Source organism: Microbacterium sp. (genome assembly GCF_047607465.1).
GTDB lineage: Bacteria > Actinomycetota > Actinomycetes > Actinomycetales > Microbacteriaceae > Microbacterium.
Map to the genome: position 1 here is coordinate 15027 of NZ_JASGCY010000094.1, position 19425 is coordinate 34451.

Genomic DNA, 19425 nt, shown 5'->3' on the forward strand with positions numbered 1-19425 from the left:
GGTACGGATGCACGACGGATCCCCCGTCCGGCCCGTGCATCCGTACCCGGCCCGTGCATCCGTACCCCGGTGTTCCGTTCTCCGGCTCAGCGCAGGTGCGGCGAGACCGCGGCGCCGAAGGACTCGGCCGTGCGGCGGACGACGTTCGCCGGAGCATCCGCCCAGATGTCGGCGTTGAAGATCTCGACCTCGATGTCGCGGTCGTATCCGGCCTGGACCACGGCCTCGGTGAGCGAGCCGAAGTCGATCACGCCGTCTCCGGTGTAGTGCCGCGACAGCAGCACGTCGGCGGCCAGCGGGGTCTTCCAGTCGCACACCTGGTAGGTCGCGATGCGTCCCTCACGGCCGGCGCGGGCGATCTGATCGAGCACCTGCGGGTCCCACCAGATGTGGAAGGTGTCGACGGCGGCACCGACGACCTCCGGTGCGAAGTCGGCGGCGATATCGAGAGCCTGGCCGAGAGTCGAGACGACGGCGCGGTCGGAGGCGTACATCGGATGCAGCGGCTCGATCGCGAGCGTCACCCCCGCGGCCTCGGCGTCGGGAGCCAGGGCCCCGATCGCATCGCGCACGCGCTCGCGCGAGCCGATGAGGTCGCGCGAGCCCTCGGGCAGCCCTCCGGCGACGAGCACGAGCACGGCGGTCGAGCCCTCAGCTCCTGCGGCCGCCAGCGTCGCGGTCTCCTCGATCGCCCGGCGGTTGTCGTCGAGCGCGGCGAGGCGCTCGGGTCCGTCGGGCAGCGTGAAGAACCCGCCGCGGCAGTGCGTGGTGAAGCGCAGACCGGAATCGGCGAGCATCTTCGCGGCCGTGTCGAGGCCGACCTCGTTCACCGGCTCGCGCCAGAGGCCGATGGCCTGGATGCCTGCATCGGAGGTGACCTTCAGCGCCGTGGCGAGGTCGGCGTACTTGATGGTCGCCTGGTTGATCGACAGCCTTGGGTCGGGGCGGGTCATGCGTCCACTCCGTTCAGACGAAGCAAGCCGTGCCAGCGCTCACGCGCGAGCTCCGGGTTCTCCAGCGCGAGCGAGGCGTTGGCGAGCTCGACGATGCGGCTGAGGTGCGGCAGGCTCCGCGCCGAGTGCAGGCCGCCGACCATCTGGAACGCGCGCTGGTGGCCGTTCAGCCAAGACAGGAACGCGACGCCGGTCTTGTAGTAGAAGGTGGGAGCTGCGAACACCTGCCGGCTGAGCTCCTCGGTCGGCCCGAGGATCTCCAGGTAACGCGCGGGGTCGCCGGCGTCCAGCGCCTGGATGGCAGCCGAGGCCACGGGCGTGATTGCGGCGAAGGCGCCGAGCAGAGCATCCGAATGCCCCTGCTCGGAATCGCCGATCAGGCCGACGTAGTTGAAGTCGTCTCCGGTGAACATCCGAACGCCCTCTGGCAGCTGCGCACGCACCGAGATCTCCGACTCGGCGTTCAGCAGGCTCATCTTGACGCCAGCGACCTTGCCGGGGTTCTCGCGGATGATGTCGAGCAGCACGCCGGAGGCGGTCTGCCAGTCGTCGGCACCGAAGTAGCCCTGCAGCTCCGGGTCGAACGCCGTGCCCAGCCAGTGCAGCACGACCGGCACGGTGGCGCTATCGAGCACCTCGCGGTAGACCCGGCGGTAGTCGTCGGCACTCGATGCGGCCCTGGCGAGGTGGCGGGAGGCCATCAGTACCGGCCCCGCACCCTGCTCCTCGGTGAAGTGCAACTGCTCCTTGTAGGCATCCACGACCTGGCCGAGCGAGATGTGCGTCTCCTCGACGTGATCGGTGTTCACCCCGACCACGACCGCGCCGCCCGCCTCGCGGGCGACCTCGGCGCTGCGCGCGATGAGCTCACGGGTGGCTGCGGCATCCAGGCCCATGTTCCGCTGCGCGGTGTCCATGGCGTCGGCGACACCGAGCCCCCAGGAGTACACGTTGCGTCGGAAGGCGAGGGTCGCGTCCCAGTCGATGTCCGCCGGCTGCCCCGGGGTGTTGTCGGCGTGCACCTTCGGCACGACGTGCGCAGCCGCGTAGGCGACGCGGCTCCGCAGCGCGGATGTCGGACGTGCGTAGCCTCCGGAGTCGTTGAGCGCGGCCTCCGACACCGTGCCGTCGGAGGCGAGAAGACGCAACGTGCTCATCAGAGCGACAGCTTCTCGATCGCGACCTTGCGGCCCTCGGCGCTGGAAGCGAGACCGGCCTCGGCGAACTGCACGCCTCGGGCACCCGCGAGCAGGTCGAAGGGGTACTCGGTGCCCTCGACGTAGGAGACGAGGTACTCCTCCCACTGCTGACGGAAGCCGTTGAGGAAGACGTCGTTCGTCGGGACCTTCTGCCAGTCGGCGTCGTAGTCGTGCGTGTCTTCGAGGTCGGGGTTCCACACCGGCTTCGGCGTGGCATTGCGCGGCTGGATCTTCGCGCCAAACAGACCGACGACGGCGGAGCCGTGGGTGCCGTCGACCTGGAACTCGACGAGCTCGTCACGGTTCACGCGCACCGTCCACGAGGAGTTGATCTCGGCGATGATGCCGCCGGCGATCTCGAAGATGCCGTAGGCGGCGTCCTCGGCGGTCGCGGTGTAGTGCTCGCCCTTCTCGTCCCAGCGGTCGGCGATGTGCACGGCGGCCTGCGCGTACACGCTCTCGACCTCGCCGAACAGGTTCTCGAGCACGTAGTTCCAGTGCGGGAACATGTCGGAGATGATGCCGCCGCCGTCTTCGGTGCGGTAGTTCCAGCTCGGGCGCTGCGCCTTCTGCCAGTCACCCTCGAACACCCAGTAGCCGAACTCGCCGCGGACGGAGAGGATGCGGCCGAAGAAGCCCGAGTCGATGAGGCGCTTGAGCTTCTGCAGCCCAGGCAGGTACAGCTTGTCGTGCACGACGCCGGTCTTGACGCCGGCGTCCTTCGCGAGGCGGGCGAGCTCGAGCGCCTCTTCGAGGGACTCGGCGGTGGGCTTCTCGGTGTAGATCGCCTTGCCGGCGGCGATCGCCTTGCGGATGGCGGAGGCGCGGGCCTTGGTGACGAGGAAGTCGGCGTAGATCTCCCACTGCGGGTCCGCGAGGGCGGCGTCGAGATCGGTCGTGTAGTCCTCGATGCCGTGCAGGGCCGCGAGCTCGGCGAGCTTGGCCTCGCTGCGGCCGACGAGCAGCGGCTTCACGGTGATGCGGCTGCCGTCGGCCAGCTCGATGCCGCCCGCATCGCGGATCGCGAGGATCGAGCGCACGAGGTGCTGACGGTAGCCCATGCGTCCGGAGACGCCGTTCATGATGATCCCGATCTCGCGGGTCGTCGCCTGTGACATTGGTGTCCGTTTCTCTGGGAAGTCGTCTCGGATGGGCGTCGCCCGCACTGTGGGTAAACGCTTTCCCATAGTGTGCCACGGAAGTCTCGTCCGCGCAACCGGCCGGGCCGCAGCATCCGCCCCGGCCCCGACACCCGCCCCGGCCCCGGGGTACACCTGCACGACCCGGGTACAGCTGCACGCCCGAATCGGCCGAATCGTCGTGCATCCGTTCCCGGGTCGTGCATCTGTCCCCTGGCCCGCCCCGGCACAGGTATTCCGGTCGCGAACCCGGCTCGAATTTGCCCGGAAAACGAGCCAGGTTTGCGACCGGAACGGGGGTAGTGGTCAGGGGGTGCTGGCGCGCTCCACGAGGGCGGTCGGGATCACGGCGGGGCCGGATGCCGGGGCGGCGCCCTCGATGTCGGCGACGAGCGCGCCGACGGCGCGGTGCGCGAGCGCGGTGAAGTCCTGCCTGATGGTCGTCAGCGGCGGGCGGTAGTTGGCGGCCTCCGGCACGTCGTCGAAGCCGATCACGGCGACGTCGCCGGGAACCCGCCGCCCGCTCTCGGCGAGCGCCCGCAGCAGCCCGAGCGCCATCTGATCGTTGGCACAGAAGACGGCGGATGCCGACAGCAGACGACCTCCCGCGGCGAAGCCCGACTCGGCCGTCCAGTCGCCGCGCACCGGTTCCGGCGCCTCCACGCCCGCCGCGGCGAGCGCTTCGCGCCAGCCCCGTTCGCGCTCGGCGGCCGCGAACGACTCGGCGGGGCCGGCGAGGTGGTGCACCGTGCCATGGCTCCGCTCGAGCAGATGACGGGTGGCGGCTCCCGCTCCGCCGGCGTGATCGCTGTGCACGGCGGTGAATCCGGCATCCGCCTCGGCATCGACGACCACGAGCCGGAGCCCTCGCGGACGCTCCCCCGTGGCGACCTGCGCCGAGGCCTCGTTGAGCACGATCGCGCCGTCGACCTCCTGCGCGACCAGGCTTTCGAACGCCGCGGCCACGCCGTTCGACGCCGTCACGAGCGTGAGCGCGTAGCCGCGCTCGGCGGCGGCTTCGGCGGTGGCCTGCAGCATCGCGGCGTTGCCGACGGTCGCCAGCGTCGTCACGACGAGGCCGATGGTCTGCGACCTGCCGGTGCGCAGGGCGCGGGCCGCGCGGTGCGGACGGTATCCGAGCTCGGCCATCGCCTGCTCGACGCGGACGCGGGTCGCAGGATCCACGCGCGGGCTGTCGTTCACCACACGCGACACGGTCTGCCCCGACACCCCGGCGCGCACGGCGACCGACGCCTGCGACACGCGGCCGCTCGACGCGCGCCGGCGCCTCGCCCGCGGTTCGAGTTCGCCGGGCGCAAGCTCGTCAGACGCAAGCTCGCCAGGCCCGAGGTCGTCGGCGGTCATCGCGCTCCCCTGTTCAGAACTCCGTCGTGTTGACGTTACCACGACCGCTGTGCCACCATGTTTACGTGAACACGCCTCATCTTCCCGATTCGCGGACCGAGACCCTCGGCGCCGGCGTCGTCAAGCGATCGACGACCCTCGCCGACGGCCGCGACCTCATCTACTACGACGACCCTGATACGACGCTCGACGCCGAGCGCTCCATCGACACCCGAACCCTCGATCCCCGGCCCGGCACCGCGACGATGCGCCTCGACGTCCTCACCGGCGACTGGATCACGGTCGCCGCGAACCGTCAGAACCGGGTGATGATGCCCGCAGCGGATGCCGACCCGCTCGCCCCGCAGACGCCGACGAACCCCTCCGAGGTGCCGTCGCGCTACGACGTCGCGGTGTTCGAGAACAAGTCCCCGGCGTTCGGCCCCGCCCTCGCCGAGCAGGTCGGAGCCGCTCCCGCTGCCGCGAACCCGCCGCGCGGCCTCGACGACCTCGCCGCACTCGGCCTCGGCCGCACGCGCACCTCGGTCGGCCGCTGCGAAGTGGTCTGCTTCAGCCCAGAGCACTCCGGCTCCTTCGGCACGCAGACCGCCACTCGTGCCCGCACCGTGATCGAGGCCTGGGCTGACCGCACCGCGGCGCTGTCGCAACTGCCCGGCATCGAGCAGGTCTTTCCATTCGAGAACCGTGGTGAAGCCATCGGCGTGACGCTTCCCCATCCTCACGGCCAGATCTACGCATACCCATACGTCACCCCGCGCACCGCCAGGCTGCTCGACAGCATCGATCGCACCGCACCCGACCTGTTCCAGCACATCCTCGACTTCGAACGCGGCTCAGAGCGCATCGTGTTCGAGGGCGAGCACTGGACGGCCTTCGTTCCCTTCGCTGCGCGCTGGCCGCTGGAGGTGCACCTGATGCCGCACCGTCATGTTCCCGACTTCGCCGAGACGACGGATGCTGAGCGCGACGAGCTCGCGCCGCTGTACCTGCGCCTGCTGCGCGGTCTCGACGCCCTGTATGACACCCCTACCCCGTACATCGCCGCCTGGCACCAGGCGCCGGTGCACGTGGGCCGCGACAGCGTGCGCCTGCACCTGCAGCTGACGAGCCCCCGCCGCGCGGCCGACAAGCTGAAGTTCCTGGCCGGGTCAGAAGCCGCCATGTGGGCGTGGGCCGCCGAAGTCGCACCGGAGCAGGGCGCGGCCCGCATCCGCGAAGCCATCGCGCGCGCAGAGGAGGCCAGCGCATGAGTGCCGTCCACGATGCCGCGAAGACTCTGTTCATTGCGCTGGTCGGCCATGATCCTGAGGGCCTGTGGTCGGCGCCAGGGCGCGTGAACCTCATCGGCGAGCACACCGACTACAACGACGGTTTCGTGCTGCCGTTCGCGATCGGCCACCGCACCGTCGCCGCCGTCGGCCCCCGCAGCGACGGCAAGGTCCGCGTCGCGTCGACCTTCGCCGATGAGCCCGTCGAGGTCGCGCTCGACGAGCTCAGCACTCTGTTTCCCACCGCGACGGGCGCCGCACCGGCAGTGCCGGAGTGGGCCGCGTACCCGCTGGGCGTCGCGTGGGCGCTGGCAGCGGCATCGGGTGCGGGCGCGGGCGCGGGCACACGAGCGCAGCTCAGCGGCGTCGACATCGCCATCGCCTCCGACGTGCCCGTCGGCGCCGGACTCTCCTCCTCCGCCGCGATCGAGGGGGCGACAGCATCCGCTCTGAATGACCTGTGGCGCACGGGTCTCGATAAGACGGCGCTCGCCCGCATCGGCCGCACGGCCGAGAACGAGGCGGTGGGAGCGCCCACCGGAATCATGGACCAGATGTCGTCGATGCTGGGCGAGCCGGATGCCGCGATCTTCCTCGACTGCCGGTCGCTTCAGACGCAGCTCGTGCCGCTCGGCGCGGCCGAGGCGGGGCTTGCGATCCTCGTGATGGACACCCGCGTCAAGCATGCGCACTCCACCGGCGGTTACGGCGAGCGCCGTGCTGCCTGCGAGCGGGGTGCGGCAATCATGGGCGTGCCGTCGCTGCGCGATGTGTCGGTGGACGATCTGCAGCGCGCCGAAGAACTCATGGACGATGTGACGTTCCGCCGGGTACGCCATGTCGTCACCGAGAACCAGCGGGTGCTCGATACGGTGGGAGTGCTGCGCGAGCGGGGCGCTGGCGCGATCGGCGATCTGCTGGTCGCCTCGCACGCCTCGATGCGCGACGATTTCGAGATCTCGGTACCCGAGCTCGACACGGCCGTCGAGGCGGCGCTGGCTGCCGGTGCCCTCGGGGCACGGATGACCGGTGGCGGCTTCGGCGGAGCGGCGATCGCGCTGATCAGTGCGGATGCCGAGAAGGCGGTATCGGATGCCGTACAGGCCGCGTTCGCGGCATCCGGCTTCGCAGCCCCGCACCTGTTCACGGTGACGCCCTCGGCGGGCGCTCAGCGTGACGCCTGAGGGTGCTGAGAAGATAGAGCCACACCCGTTCTGCCCGTTCTGAAGGAGAAGCATGTCCTGGATCGTCACCGGCGGCGCCGGCTACATCGGATCGCACGTCGTACGGGCACTGGCTGATGCCGGACTCTCCCCCGTCATCATCGATGACCTCTCCAGCGGGGTCGCCTCGTTCGTGCCGGAAGGCGTGCCCCTCGTGCAGGGGTCGATCCTCGACCGCGAGCTTGTGGAGAACACGCTGCGCGAGCATGCGGCGGTCGGGGTGATCCACGTCGCCGGGTACAAGTACGCCGGTGTCTCGGTGCAGCGTCCGCTGCACACCTATGCGCAGAACGTCGAGGGTACGCGGGTGATCCTCGATGCGATGGCGGCCGCAGGCGTCGCGAACATCGTGTTCTCCTCCTCAGCCGCCGTGTACGGCACCCCCGATGTTGCACTCGTCGTCGAGAGCACCGCGAAGAACCCGGCAAGCCCCTACGGCGAGTCCAAGCTCATCGGCGAATGGCTGCTGCGCGATCAGGCCGTTGCCACCGCCGAGTCGGAGAAGCCGCTGCGGCACACCTCGCTACGCTACTTCAACGTGGTCGGCTCAGCCGACCCGACCGTGTACGACGTGAGCCCGCACAACCTGTTCCCGATCGTGTTCGAGAAACTCATCGCCGGAGAGACCCCTCGTATCAACGGCGATGACTACGCCACCGACGACGGCACGAACGTGCGCGACTACGTGCATGTCGGAGATATCGCCGCGGCGCACGTCGCCGCAGCGCAGCGCCTGGCAGGCGGCCAGCCGATCGAGCCCGCATACAACCTGGGCTCGGGTTCTGGACTCAGCGTCCGCCAGATCATGGACGCCATGGCACGCGTCACCGGAATCGACTTCACACCGGAAATCGGCCCCAGGCGCCCCGGCGACCCCGACCGCATCGTGGCCACCGGAGAGCTCGCCGCGCGCGACCTCGACTGGAAGATGCGCTACACGGTCGACGAGATGGTGCGCACCGGGTGGGAAGCGCGCCTTCGGGCGTCGCGGTCCTGACCCGGGAGCGGATGCTGCCGGTGCGGGCCAGGAAACCCGACCGGGGGCTCGGCAGGCTGGTCATGCAGTCCGTGATCGACTCGCTGACCCGCGGCATCCCGGCCCCGCTCGTCGAGCTATGCAAGTTCGGCCGGGCGCTGAAGCTCCGCGCTTCCGACACCTCCGCGGCTCGGCCCTGGGCTTCCGCAACCTGAGCAACGACATTGCCCGCTCGCTCCTTGCGACCAGCGGATTCAGAAACCACCCACACCCTCAGATGCGACGAGCCAATAATCCTCACTGATGTTACGACTCCTATGACTCCGCCAGGGCGATCACTTGAACAGAGAAGTACCATCGCGGGAGCACTTTCCACCGCTACCGCGCCGCGATCAACGAATGTGACCGTGAAAGCACGAGGTTAGGATTGCATCATGGATGACGAGAAGAAGTTGCGGAGAGTTTTCGGGTACCAGTTCTCGAACATCTACGATCTGTACGCACAGAAGGTCGAGGCCAAAGGGCGTACAGGTGATGAGCTTGATGAAATGCTGCGCTGGCTAACTGGCTACTCACCTCAGCAGCTGGAAGTCGCTCGCTCTACTGAAACTGACCTTGAACAGTTCATCACGCACGCCCCTGCGCTCAATCCTGCCCGAGACCAAGTCACGGGCGTGATCTGCGGGGTTCGCATCGAAGACATTGAGAATGAACTGATGCGCGAGCTCCGAATCATGGACAAACTTGTCGATGAGCTTGCACGAGGCCGAGCGATGGAGAAGGTGCTGCGTTCCCCCTGATCCGAACAGTGCACGGCCCTCCGCGTCGACCCAGGACGTAACGAGCAACCCGGCGCTGTACGCACACCAGTCTGGATGAATCGCTCGGTGGCGATAGCGAGCTGACTGCCGTATGTCATCGGAACGAATGCCGGGTCTAGATCGAAGAGCGGGCGCTTGACGAGCCCAATGTCCTTCGCTGCGCTCATGTCGGACCCGAAGACCATGCAGAACGCACTCCACATCGGCAAAATGCCGAACGCCTGTGTCATCTCCTGGGTGACTTGAGCGTCGAAAGCGTTACCCAGGGCTTCCTCGATGCGGTTGTTGCCGTTGTTCCCTTCGCTGCCCACCTGTGACTTGAGCTCGACGATGCCTACCAGGTGACCTTTGTGAACCGCCACGACGTCCCAGCTCTTCGAACGACGGTAGTACCCAGGGATCACACCGTCGATGACGACGTCCGAAGCGTCCAGCCCGGCGTCCACGAACATCTGGCTGACGAAGCGCGCCAGCTGACGCATGTGTCTTGCATCGCGCGCTTGAGCGCCGCGCCCGTCCCGACCTTCCGAACGATTCCGCTCGACCGCTGCGCCCTTCTCCTCCCAGAAGTGCTCCATAAGGTTCAGCACCTTGTCCGACGACTCGGTCATGCCGCACGCTTTCTCTCCCGCGCGGTCTCGCCTGGAGCCAGGCCGTACGCCTCCTCCGCTGCGCGGGTCGCAGCATCACGGTCTCGACTCCTGAATGCCTCGGCGATCCTCGACAGCAGTAGACCTCCGAGCACTTCGAGGTCCCATGAGTCCGAGACGACGTAGTAGAGGTTATGGTGCGGGTAGTATCCGCCGGGCTCCAACACCGGCGTGATCTGCGCCTTCATGTCCTGCAGGAGCAACTTCGGCCGCTCGGCTAGGCCCGGATACACCCTGTCGATGGTGCGGTGCCAGGTCAGCGGGTTCTTCTTGGCGACGGAGCGCTTCTTGACATCCTCATGCGACCCCAGCAGCGCTGCGAATTTCGGAAACGCGTCCAGGTCCACGAGCCTGCCCTCGGCGTCCCATGGGTTCAACAGCACCTTCGTGGGTGTCTTCAGGTGGCCAGCGCGGATGTCGTCGGCCATGACAATCGGTGTGAGCCTCTCAGGCTCCACATCGACGCCCTGCCCAACGATGTCGGCCTTGTCAGCGCCTGTCGCGACGCCGATGCTGATCTTGGTTTTGCCGTCGGCCTCCAGTGTCGGGAACTCTTCCTGCAGACGTTCGAGCAGCTTGATCGTGCCCGGCGACCCCGCAGGCCAGAAGTCCGCAGTCTCGAACCAGGTCGGCAGACGGGCTCCCTCCCAGCCTTGTCCTGCGGCTTCCTCGTCAGAACCCAGAACGAACGCCGTCGCCTCGTGCGCCGACTCGGCCCCGAATAGAGCTGTCGTGTCGATGAGGGTCGCGGGTCCTTGCCGGGTGTTCGCCAGCACCGTAATCGCGGGGTATGCGGAGACCTCTGCCTCGAACGCATTCACATCGTGCATCTGCCACACCGTCTCGACGGCGTAGCCAGAGACGACGAGGCCGCGCAGATACTTCCCGTAGGCGTTCCGCATCCAACGATCAGCGCAGATGTACCCGAGCTTCCCACCAGGCTTCAAAAGGCCCAGCGACTGCTCGTAGAATCCGACGTAGATGTCAGCGCGGCCGCGCATCGTGCGCCAGCGAGCTCGGTACTCGGCTTCGACCTCGTCGTCGAGGTCCTCTGTACGGATGTACGGCGGGTTTCCAACGACGAAATCGACACCGCCCGGCATCTCATCAAGGAGGAAGTCGCCCTGGTGCAGCCATTCCCCGGACAGTGCCGTCGCTTCCTCGTGCGTCGCACCGGCGGCCAGGAGCAACTGGTCCAGCTTCGCGCGGCATGTCTCGACGTGCTCGGGCTGCAGATCCACCCCGTGGATGCTGCCAGAGAGCGAGCCTAGCGGGACGCCGTGACGCCGCGCAGATTCGAGCAGCCGCTCGACGACGGGGACGAGGAACGCCCCTGAACCAATGGAGGATTCGAGCAGCTTCGCCTCTTAGAGGCCCTTGTCCGGTGTGTAACCCACCAGGTCAAGAATTGTATCGACGACCCACTCAGCCCAGCGCGCTCATCACGTGCTTGATCCGGGTGTAGTCGTCGAAGCCGTACTGCGAGAGGTCCTTGCCGTATCCGGAGTGCTTGAAGCCGCCGTGCGGCATGTCGGACACGAACGGGATGTGCGTGTTGATCCACACGCAACCGAAGTCGAGGTCGCGCGAGAACCGCATGGCTCGGGCGTGATCGGTCGTCCAGACGGATGCCGCGAGGGCGAAGTCCACGCCGTTGGCGAGCGCCAGGGCCTCGTCGTCGGTGTCGAAGGACTGCACCGTGAGCACCGGACCGAAGATCTCACCCTGCACGGCTTCGTCGTCCTGGCGCATGCCGGACACGACGGTCGCCTCGAAGAAGTAGCCGGTGTCGCCCTGGCGGCGCCCGCCGACCTCGATCTTCGCGTGCTGGGGCAGGCGGTCGATGAAGCCCTGCACCTGCGCGAGCTGCGCGGCGCTCGACAGCGGTCCGTAGAGCACACCTTCCTCACGGGGGCCGCCGGTGCGAGCATCCGTTTCGACCTTCGCCACGAGCGCGGCGACGAACTCGTCATGGATCGACGAGTGCACCAGCAGCCGGGTGGCGGCAGTGCAGTCCTGTCCAGCGTTGAAGAACGCGCCGGTGACGATGCCGCCGACGGCCTTGTCGATCGACGCGTCGGGGAACACGATCGCCGGGGCCTTGCCGCCGAGTTCGAGGTGCACGCGCTTGACGTCGTTCGCCGCCGAGCGGGCAACCGCCATGCCCGCGCGCACGGATCCGGTGATCGCGACCATCTGCGGCACCGGATGCTCGACGAGGGCGACGCCGGTGTCACGGTCTCCGAGCACGACGTTGAACGCTCCTCCCGGGGTGTGCATGGCCACGATCTCGGCGAGCAACAGGGTGCTCAGCGGCGTCGACTCCGCAGGCTTGAGCACCACGGTGTTGCCTGCGGCGAGCGCGGGGGCGATCTTCCACACCGCCATGTTCAGCGGGTAGTTCCATGGCGTCACCTGCCCGATCACGCCGATCGGCTCACGACGCACGTAGGAGGTGTGCCCCGCGAGGTACTCACCAGCCGCGCGCCCCTCGAGGCTGCGGGCGGCGCCGGCGAAGAAGCGCAGCTGGTCGACCGACTGCATGATCTCATCGGCGACGAGACTCGCGCGGGGCTTTCCGGTGTCCTGCGACTCGAGATCGGCGAACTCCTCGGCCCTCTTCTCCATCTCATCGGCGATGCGGAACAGCGCCAGCTGACGGTCGGCGGGTGTGGTGTCGCGCCAGATCGGGAAGGCGGCGGATGCTGCGGCATACGCCGCATCGACATCGTCCTGATCGGACACCGGCAGCTCGCCGTAGACGTCCTCCGTGGCCGGATCGATGAGCGGCATGCGGCCGGTGCCGTGCGCGGGCACGCGGCGGCCGCCGATGAAGTTCTGCAACGTCGTCGTGGACATACCGCCGATGCTACCGGGTCTGCCACGAATTCTGAAGACTTATCCCCACCCAAACGACTGAATCAGTTGCACACGCGGTGCGAAAGTGTCAGTATCGGCATATGAGCAGCACGCCGAAGCATCCTGCGCTGGACGACATCTCCAAGCGGATCGTCGAACTCCTCCAAGAGGACGGCCGTCGCCCCTACGCCGAGATCGGCCGCGAGGTCGGACTCAGCGAGGCCGCAGCGCGCCAGCGCGTGCAGCGGATGACAGAGGCGGGCATCATCCAGATCGTCGCCGTGACCGACCCGATGCAGCTCGGCTTCCACCGCATGTCGATGATCGGCATCCGTGTCGTCGAGGACCCGCGCGCAATCGCGCAGGAGCTCGCGAAGATCCCCGAGCTCGCCTACGTCGTCGTCACCCTCGGCACCTTCGACATCCTCGTCGAGGCCGTGTGCGAGAGCGACGAAGACCTCCTCGACCTCATCGCGACCCGCATCCGCACGATCCCCGGCGTCGTGCACACCGAGAGCCTGCTCTACGCGGGTCTCTACAAGGACCTCTACAACTGGGGCACGCGCTGAGGCGCACCCTCGACCAGGAGCACATCATGGGAACCACGATCTTCGAACGGCAGCCGCCCGCCGAGTCCGTCGTCGACGATTCACTGCGCGACACCCGATTCGGAGTGTTCTGGCTGGAGGACGTCGAACGCGTCGAGCATCCGCCCCTCGCCTCCGACATCACGACCGACCTCGCCGTCGTCGGCGGCGGCTACGCAGGCCTGTGGACAGCGGTGCGCGCGAAGGAGCGCGAACCAGAGCGCCGCGTCGTGCTCATCGAGGCCGCGCGCATCGCGTGGGCGGCGTCCGGTCGCAACGGCGGCTTCTGCGAGGCGAGCCTCACACACGGGCACGAGAACGGCGTGAACCGCTGGCCCGAGGAGATCGACCGCCTCGAAGAGCTGGGAATCGAGAACCTCGACGCGATCGAGGCGACGGTGAAGAAGTACGACATGAAGGTCGACTTCGAGCGCACAGGCCAGCTGGCCGTCGCCGTCGAGCCTCATCAGGTCAAGTGGTACCGCGACGAGCACGGGTTCCTCGACGAGCAGGCCGTGCAGGCCGAGGTGCACTCGCCGATCTTCCTCGCCGGCGACTGGGACCGCGAAGGCTGCGCCATGGTGCACCCCGCGAAGCTCGGCATGGAGCTGGCCCGCGTCGCCGCGGACCTCGGCGTCGAGATCTACGAGCACTCGATCGTTCGGGCTGTGGAGGGCGACGGCTCGGGTCCGATTCGCCTCGTCACCCCCGGCGGGACGGTGACGGCGGATGCTGTCGCCCTCGCCACGAACGTGTTCCCCTCGCTCCTCAAGCGCAACCGGTTGATGACCGTGCCCGTGTACGACTACGTGCTCATGACCGAGCCGCTCTCCACCGAGCAGCTGGAGTCGATCGGCTGGTCGAACCGTCAGGGCCTCGCCGACAGCGCGAACCAGTTCCACTACTACCGACTCACCGCCGACAACCGCATCCTGTTCGGCGGCTACGACGCGGTGTACCACTTCGGCGGCAAGGTGCGGCCTCAGTACGAAGACCGCATGGAGAGTCACCGCAAGCTCGCGTCGCACTTCTTCACCACATTCCCGCAGCTGGAAGGGCTGCGATTCACGCACCGCTGGGCCGGGGCGATCGACTCGTCGAGCCGGTTCTGCGCCTTCTTCGGCACGGCGCGCAAGGGCCGCGTCGCCTACGCGACCGGGTTCACCGGACTCGGCGTGGGGGCTGCGCGCTTCGCCGCCGACGTCATGCTCGACAAGCTGTCGGGAGAAGAGACCGAGCGCACCCGGCTGAAGATGGTGCGCGAGAAGCCGATCCCGTTCCCGCCCGAGCCCGCCGCAGCGATCGGCATCAACCTCGTGCGCGCAGCGATGGACCAGGCCGACCACAACGAGGGCAAGCGGAACCTGTTCTTGAAGACCCTCGACGCCGTCGGCATGGGATTCGACTCGTGAGCGCTCTCTCACTCGAACCTGGTCAGGGAGCGGATGCCGCAACGCTCGCTGTCTCACCTGAAGAACTGCCCGCGGCATCCGTCGTCTCGGGTCACCCGACCGCCGCGACGCTGCCGCTCGCGACGATCGGGTCGGGTTCTGCGGCTGGCGTCGAGGTCGGGATCTGGGAGATGACGCCGGGAACCGCTACCGATACCGAGGCCGACGAGATCTTCGTCGTAATCTCGGGCCGCGCGGTGGTGCGATTCCTCTCGCCGGAGCTCCCCGATCTCGAAATCGGGCCCGGGTCGATCGTGCGCCTCGCCGAGGGCATGCAGACCGAATGGACCGTCACCGAGACGCTGCGCAAGGTGTACGTGGCCTGAGCCGGTGCCGCGCACGGCGCGCGCCGGTTCCTGTTCCCGCTCCGGTCGCGATCCGTGCCGCATCCGCGCCCCGCGAATCCGTTCCGGTCGCATTCCGTGCCGCTCTGAACGACGCGAGGCGGCACCAAGAGCGACCGGAACGACGGGCCCGGCAGCCGAACCGGCACCAACTGCGACTGGAACGACGAAACCAGCCGGCCTCAGAACCCAGAGCCGCCCGGCAGCGCAGAACCGGCAACGACCTCTCCGGCGACCACGGTGCTCACGACCCTGGCCCTCAGGAACGCCTCGACGCCGTCGCGGAACGGATCGCCGTCGAGCACCACGAAGTCGGCGGCGGCTCCTGCGCGCAGCACGCCGAGTTCGCCGTCCCAACGCGCGGCGTAGGCCGCATCGCGCGTCGCCCTGCGCACAGCATCCGCCACCCCCATCGCGTTCTCCGCCACGTTCGCCGGCAACGACGGATCGGATGCCGAGCGCCGCGTCGTCGCGATGAACAGGTTCGCGAGTGGGTCGAACGGCGCGGTGGGTGCGTCGGTGCCGAGGGCGATGGTCGCCCCGGCCTGGACGAACTCGCCCCACGGGTACCCGCGCTCGACCCGATCGTCGCCCAGCATCGCACGCCAGTTCGCCTGGATGGCAGGGTCGCAGTGCACGGGCTGCACCGATGCGATGACCCCCAGCCGCGCCAAACGCAGCGGCGTCTCGGGGTCGACGGTCTCGAGGTGCTCGAGGCGGTGACGGCGGTCGGCACGGGGGCCGTTCGCGGCGACCGCAGCCGCGAGGGCGTCCAGAGCGAGAGCGGATGCGGCGTCGCCGATGGCGTGCATCGCGACCTGGAGGCCTGCGGCGTCGGCGGCCGTGACCACGGCCGACAACGAGGGCAGATCCCACAACGCATCGGGGTGCGAGCCATCGTGGAACGGATGCCGCATCGCGGCGGTGCAGCTGTCGATCACGCCGTCGACGAAGAGCTTGATCCCGGTGACGCGCAGCCACGGGCCGGCATGGGTGCGGGCGAGACCGACGGCCCTGGCCACGGCCTCAAGGTCTCCCTCGGCGGTCGCCGTGCGGTTCACGACCCAGTGTCCGGCGATGCGCATCGGGAGCGTGCCGCCCCGGCGCTGGTGCAGCCCGACCAGCGCGCGCAACTCCGGCTCGCCCAGGCCCATATCGACCGCGGCGGTGACTCCGGCGGCGAGGTAGGCGTCGAGGGCCGCAACCAGGGCCCGCTCGCGCTCCTCGTCGGAGACGAGCTCGTCGAGCCGGTCGCGCATCAGGCCGAGCGAGGCGTTCTCCCACAGCATCCCCGTCGCCGCCCCCTCGCTGTCGCGCTCGATCCGGCCGCCGAGCGGGTCGGGTGTGAGCTCGTCGATGCCGAGCTCGGCGAGCGCCGCTGTGTTCACCCAGGCCGAGTGACTATCGTTCGCATGCAGGTACACCGGGCGATCTGAGACCACGGCGTCGATCATGTCGCGGTGCGGCCTTTCCCCGCCCAGCGCGGAGAACAGCCAGCTGCGCCCGATGAGACGAGGGGCTCGGGAGCCCGCGGCTGCGGCGAGCAGTCGTCGCTGGATGTCCTCGACGTCCGCAGCATCCTGCAGATCGACCTGGGTGAGCGACTCCCCCATCGAGACGAGATGGGTGTGCGCATCGACGATACCCGGCAGCACGAGCCTCCTGTCGAGCTCGACGACCCGGTCAACGGGAAGAGCGGATGCCGTCGCCTCGTCTCCGACGAACGCGATGCGGCCGTCGCTCACCACGATCGACTCGGCCCAGGGCTCGGTGTCAGACGTGAAGATCACTCCTCCGCGATAGCGGACGGCGCTCACAGCGACTGCTTCGATCGGGCGGAGGCGCGCACCAGCACCAGGTAGAGAGCGAACGGCACGACGAGACCGACCGGCACGGAGAGGTCGACGCCGCCGAGTGCTGCGGCGATCGGCCCCGTGAACACGAGGGTCGAGCTGCACAGCAGCGACGCTGCGATGCCGCCGAGCACCGCCACGACCCCTGGCACGTGCACTCCGCCCGAGAACCAGAAGCGGCTGCTGCGGGACTCGTCCGCAAGCGCCATGCCGTCGTAGCGGTTGCGCCGCCAGAGCATGTCGGCGAGGTACACACCCATCACCGGGCCGAGCACGGTGACCGCGAGCTGCAGGGCGCTGGACACGCTGTCGAGGAAGTTCCACACCAGCAGCGCGAACAGGGTCATCAGAACCCCCACTGTGCCGTCGAGGAGCACGGTGCGGGTGCGCGGAAGGCGCACGCCGACGGCCTGCAGGGCGAGACCAGAGCTGTATGCCGTCATGGCATTGTTCGCGATCGTGCTGACGATCACGGAGATGAGGAAGACGGGGGCGAACCAATCGGGCAGGAACTGCTCGAGCCCGGCTTCGGGGTCGCTCATGTCCACGGTCGCCGCTGCGAGAGCGCCGACGAAGGTCGCAAAGATGCTGGGGATGATCATGCCGAGGCTCGTCCAGGTCGCCACATCGCGCACGCGCGTGTGCGCAGGGAGGTAGCGGGCGAAGTCGGCGCTGTTGGTGTACGAGAGGGGGCCGGATGCCACGATCGCGATGCCCGCGCTCATCATGACCATGAGGTCGATCCCCTCGAGGGGCTGCGCGGGCGCGAAGTCCCACTGCGCACCACTGATCACGAATGCGGCCATCACGACGAAGATCAGGGCCAGCACGATCGCGAGGGGCTGGTACAGACGCATGATGAGGCCGTGGCCGTACACGCTGATGACCATGGTCGCAGCGGCGATCAGGATCGCGCTGATCGCGATGGTCCACCCCGTGGCTGGTACGCCGAAGCGGCCGAGGAGCCCGACCATGACGGTGGTCGCCGCCGCCCAGTTGATCGCCAGGTAGCAGACGCTGATCAGCCAGCCGGCGATCGCGACGTTGACGCGGTTGCCCCGCACGCCGTACATGGCCCTGGTGATGACCTCGCTGGGCGCGCCTGCCGCGGGGCCTGAGCCTGCGACGATACCGGTGATGATCGAGAACAGGTTGCCGACCACGATGGCGATGAGCGCCTGCCACAGACTCAGCCCCAGGAGCACGAGGGTCGCGCCGACCACGACGGCGAGAAAGTTCACGTTCGGGGCCGCCCACACCGCGAAGAGGTCGCGAGCGCGGCCATGTCGCTCGGCGTCGGGAATGTGGTCGATGCCGTGGGTCTCGACGCGTGTGGCGCTGTCGTTCGCGGCGGCCGCGCGCGTGATCGCGGCGTCGGATGCGGATGCCGCACTGTCGGGCGTGAGCTGTGACATGGGTCCTCCTGATCGGTGTGCGGCGGCGTCGTCGCGTTTGAAAGGACACGCTAGACATCCAAAACGATTTGGACAATGACTTTCCGCAGGTATCGTCATCCCATGACCCGCACGCGCGCGACCATCCGCGATGTAGCCCGCCGAGCGGGCGTCTCCCCCACCACCGTCTCGCACACCTTCTCGGGCAACGGCACTGTGAACCCGCACACCCAGGCGCGAGTCCGCGCCGCAGCATCCGCTCTGGGCTACCACCCCGACGTCGTCGCCAGCGGCCTGCGTCGCAGCCGCCTCGGCGTGATCGGCCTCGTGCTGCGTCCCGCCGTCGGGGCACAGCCTGAGCATCTCGGCGACATCGACTACTTCCCGCGCTTCGCGGGCGCAGCCGCACTCGCCGCGCTCGCCCACGGGTACGCGCTCATGCTCGTCGCCGATCCTGTGATCCCCGGTGCCCCGGTCACGGCCTACGCGTGCGACGGGATCATCGTGACCGACCCCGTCGAGCGCGACCCGCTGACCGCCGCGCTGCGTTCGAGCGGCATCCCCTACACGCTGGTGGGCGCCGACATCGCCGACCCCGCCGATCCGCACGCGATCGACATCGCGACCGCGCTCATCACCGACCGCGTGCTCGACCATGTCGCGGCGGCGGGCAGCGAGCGCCCCGCGCTCGTCGTCGGCACCGATCCGATCGAGTGGAACACCGCCGCCGAGACCCGCTACCGCGAGCGGATGCAGGCGGCGGGCCTGACCGAGACGATTCTCCGGGTGCCCGAGCGCGCGCCGCGGGACGAGGCCGGACTCGCGGCCGACGAGCTGCTGTCGCTCCCCGAACCCCCAGACGGGGTGTACTGCATGACGAGCGACCACGCCAGGGGTCTGGTCGACCGCTTCACCGCTCTGGGCGTGCGAGTACCCGAGGACGTTCTCGTGATCTGCGGCTCGGATGCCGAATGCCTGCGCGATCAGGAGCCGACGATCTCGACCGTCGACCTGCAGCCAGAGGCGCTCGGCCGTCAGGCGGCTGTGGCACTACTGCGGCAGCTGGAGCCGGATCTCGACGTCTCGGTGCCCGAGCCCGACCACGGACGGCTCATCGTTCGAGCATCCACCGCCCTTCGCATGCCCGGCGTGCCCGTCGATTCGTGAGCGCTGCGGCTCTCAATCTGTGCCACTCCGGCCCTCGCGCACCCGCTCAGGTCGCGATTTGTGCCGCATCCGTGCGTCGCGCTTCGGTTCCCGTCGCGGTTTTTTGCGCCCGCGCACCCCCCAAGCGGGCCAAAACGCCGCCGGAAACCCGCCGGGCCCGGCCGCAGCGGCCCCAA

General features: G+C 68.5%; 16 protein-coding genes and 1 pseudogene. 8 read left to right on the forward strand and 9 right to left on the reverse strand.

Annotated features, from left to right (window positions below; translation table 11 throughout):
• Nucleotides 1-86: 86 nt before the first annotated feature.
• From QM568_RS14015 to QM568_RS14030, 4 genes are all read right to left on the reverse strand, one after another.
• Complete coding sequence (locus QM568_RS14015; RefSeq protein WP_415139795.1) at nucleotides 87-953, reverse strand: sugar phosphate isomerase/epimerase family protein; 867 nt, start codon at nucleotides 951-953, stop codon at nucleotides 87-89.
• Nucleotides 950-2110, reverse strand: a complete 1161-nt coding sequence (locus QM568_RS14020; protein WP_415139796.1) for a dihydrodipicolinate synthase family protein — start codon at nucleotides 2108-2110, stop codon at nucleotides 950-952. Before QM568_RS14020 ends, QM568_RS14015 begins: the two co-directional genes overlap by 4 nt.
• Complete coding sequence (locus QM568_RS14025; protein WP_415139797.1) at nucleotides 2110-3270, reverse strand: Gfo/Idh/MocA family protein; 1161 nt, start codon at nucleotides 3268-3270, stop codon at nucleotides 2110-2112. The genes QM568_RS14020 and QM568_RS14025 overlap by 1 nt, the downstream gene beginning before the upstream one ends.
• A 327-nt stretch (nucleotides 3271-3597) precedes the next feature.
• Nucleotides 3598-4656 (reverse strand): LacI family DNA-binding transcriptional regulator, encoded by a 1059-nt coding sequence (locus QM568_RS14030; RefSeq protein WP_415139798.1) that lies wholly within the window; start codon nucleotides 4654-4656, stop codon nucleotides 3598-3600.
• A gap of 65 nt (nucleotides 4657-4721) precedes the next feature.
• Here QM568_RS14030 and galT point away from each other — a divergent pair, with 65 nt between their 5' ends.
• From galT to QM568_RS14050, 4 genes are all read left to right on the forward strand, one after another.
• On the forward strand, nucleotides 4722-5906 hold the full coding sequence (galT, locus tag QM568_RS14035; RefSeq protein WP_415139799.1) for a galactose-1-phosphate uridylyltransferase: 1185 nt from the start codon (nucleotides 4722-4724) through the stop codon (nucleotides 5904-5906).
• Entirely contained in the window at nucleotides 5903-7108 is a 1206-nt protein-coding gene (galK, locus tag QM568_RS14040) for a galactokinase (RefSeq protein ID WP_415139800.1), read from the forward strand. The genes galT and galK overlap by 4 nt, the downstream gene beginning before the upstream one ends.
• Before the next feature lie 52 nt (nucleotides 7109-7160).
• The gene (galE, locus tag QM568_RS14045) at nucleotides 7161-8144 is read left to right on the forward strand and encodes a UDP-glucose 4-epimerase GalE (protein ID WP_415139801.1); all 984 of its coding nucleotides are present in this window, start codon (nucleotides 7161-7163) and stop codon (nucleotides 8142-8144) included.
• 413 nt (nucleotides 8145-8557) lie between these two features.
• The gene (locus QM568_RS14050; protein ID WP_415139802.1) at nucleotides 8558-8923 is read left to right on the forward strand and encodes a DUF2200 domain-containing protein; all 366 of its coding nucleotides are present in this window, start codon (nucleotides 8558-8560) and stop codon (nucleotides 8921-8923) included.
• 83 nt (nucleotides 8924-9006) lie between these two features.
• On the opposite strand, the pseudogene QM568_RS14055 reads toward QM568_RS14050, so the two are convergent.
• The 3 genes and pseudogenes from QM568_RS14055 to QM568_RS14065 form a co-directional block, all read right to left on the reverse strand.
• Nucleotides 9007-9555 (reverse strand): annotated as a pseudogene (locus QM568_RS14055) (PaeR7I family type II restriction endonuclease); the annotation flags it as partial.
• On the reverse strand, nucleotides 9552-10952 hold the full coding sequence (locus QM568_RS14060; protein WP_415139810.1) for an Eco57I restriction-modification methylase domain-containing protein: 1401 nt from the start codon (nucleotides 10950-10952) through the stop codon (nucleotides 9552-9554). The gene QM568_RS14060 and the pseudogene QM568_RS14055, both read right to left, overlap by 4 nt.
• Nucleotides 10953-11019: 67 nt before the next feature.
• Nucleotides 11020-12453: a gamma-aminobutyraldehyde dehydrogenase gene (locus tag QM568_RS14065; RefSeq protein WP_415139803.1), complete on the reverse strand. Its 1434-nt coding sequence runs from the start codon at nucleotides 12451-12453 to the stop codon at nucleotides 11020-11022.
• Between the two features lie 101 nt (nucleotides 12454-12554).
• Between QM568_RS14065 and QM568_RS14070 the strand changes: the two genes are divergently transcribed.
• The 3 genes from QM568_RS14070 to QM568_RS14080 are packed head-to-tail and all read left to right on the forward strand — an operon-like array spanning nucleotide 12555 to nucleotide 14817.
• Nucleotides 12555-13022 carry an Lrp/AsnC family transcriptional regulator gene (locus QM568_RS14070; RefSeq protein ID WP_415139804.1) on the forward strand — a complete coding sequence of 156 codons (468 nt, stop codon included), beginning with the start codon at nucleotides 12555-12557 and terminating at the stop codon, nucleotides 13020-13022.
• Nucleotides 13023-13048: 26 nt separating this feature from the next.
• Nucleotides 13049-14452, forward strand: coding sequence for an NAD(P)/FAD-dependent oxidoreductase (locus tag QM568_RS14075; protein WP_415139805.1), 1404 nt, complete (start codon nucleotides 13049-13051; stop codon nucleotides 14450-14452).
• Nucleotides 14449-14817: a cupin domain-containing protein gene (locus QM568_RS14080; protein WP_415139806.1), complete on the forward strand. Its 369-nt coding sequence runs from the start codon at nucleotides 14449-14451 to the stop codon at nucleotides 14815-14817. Before QM568_RS14075 ends, QM568_RS14080 begins: the two co-directional genes overlap by 4 nt.
• A gap of 200 nt (nucleotides 14818-15017) precedes the next feature.
• On the opposite strand, the gene QM568_RS14085 is transcribed toward QM568_RS14080, so the two are convergent.
• Entirely contained in the window at nucleotides 15018-16652 is a 1635-nt protein-coding gene (locus tag QM568_RS14085; protein ID WP_415139807.1) for an amidohydrolase, read from the reverse strand.
• Nucleotides 16649-18103 carry a purine-cytosine permease family protein gene (locus tag QM568_RS14090; RefSeq protein WP_415139808.1) on the reverse strand — a complete coding sequence of 485 codons (1455 nt, stop codon included), beginning with the start codon at nucleotides 18101-18103 and terminating at the stop codon, nucleotides 16649-16651. Before QM568_RS14090 ends, QM568_RS14085 begins: the two co-directional genes overlap by 4 nt.
• 102 nt (nucleotides 18104-18205) lie before the next feature.
• Here QM568_RS14090 and QM568_RS14095 point away from each other — a divergent pair, with 102 nt between their 5' ends.
• Nucleotides 18206-19249, forward strand: a complete 1044-nt coding sequence (locus tag QM568_RS14095) for a LacI family DNA-binding transcriptional regulator (RefSeq protein ID WP_415139809.1) — start codon at nucleotides 18206-18208, stop codon at nucleotides 19247-19249.
• Nucleotides 19250-19425 lie beyond the last annotated feature (176 nt).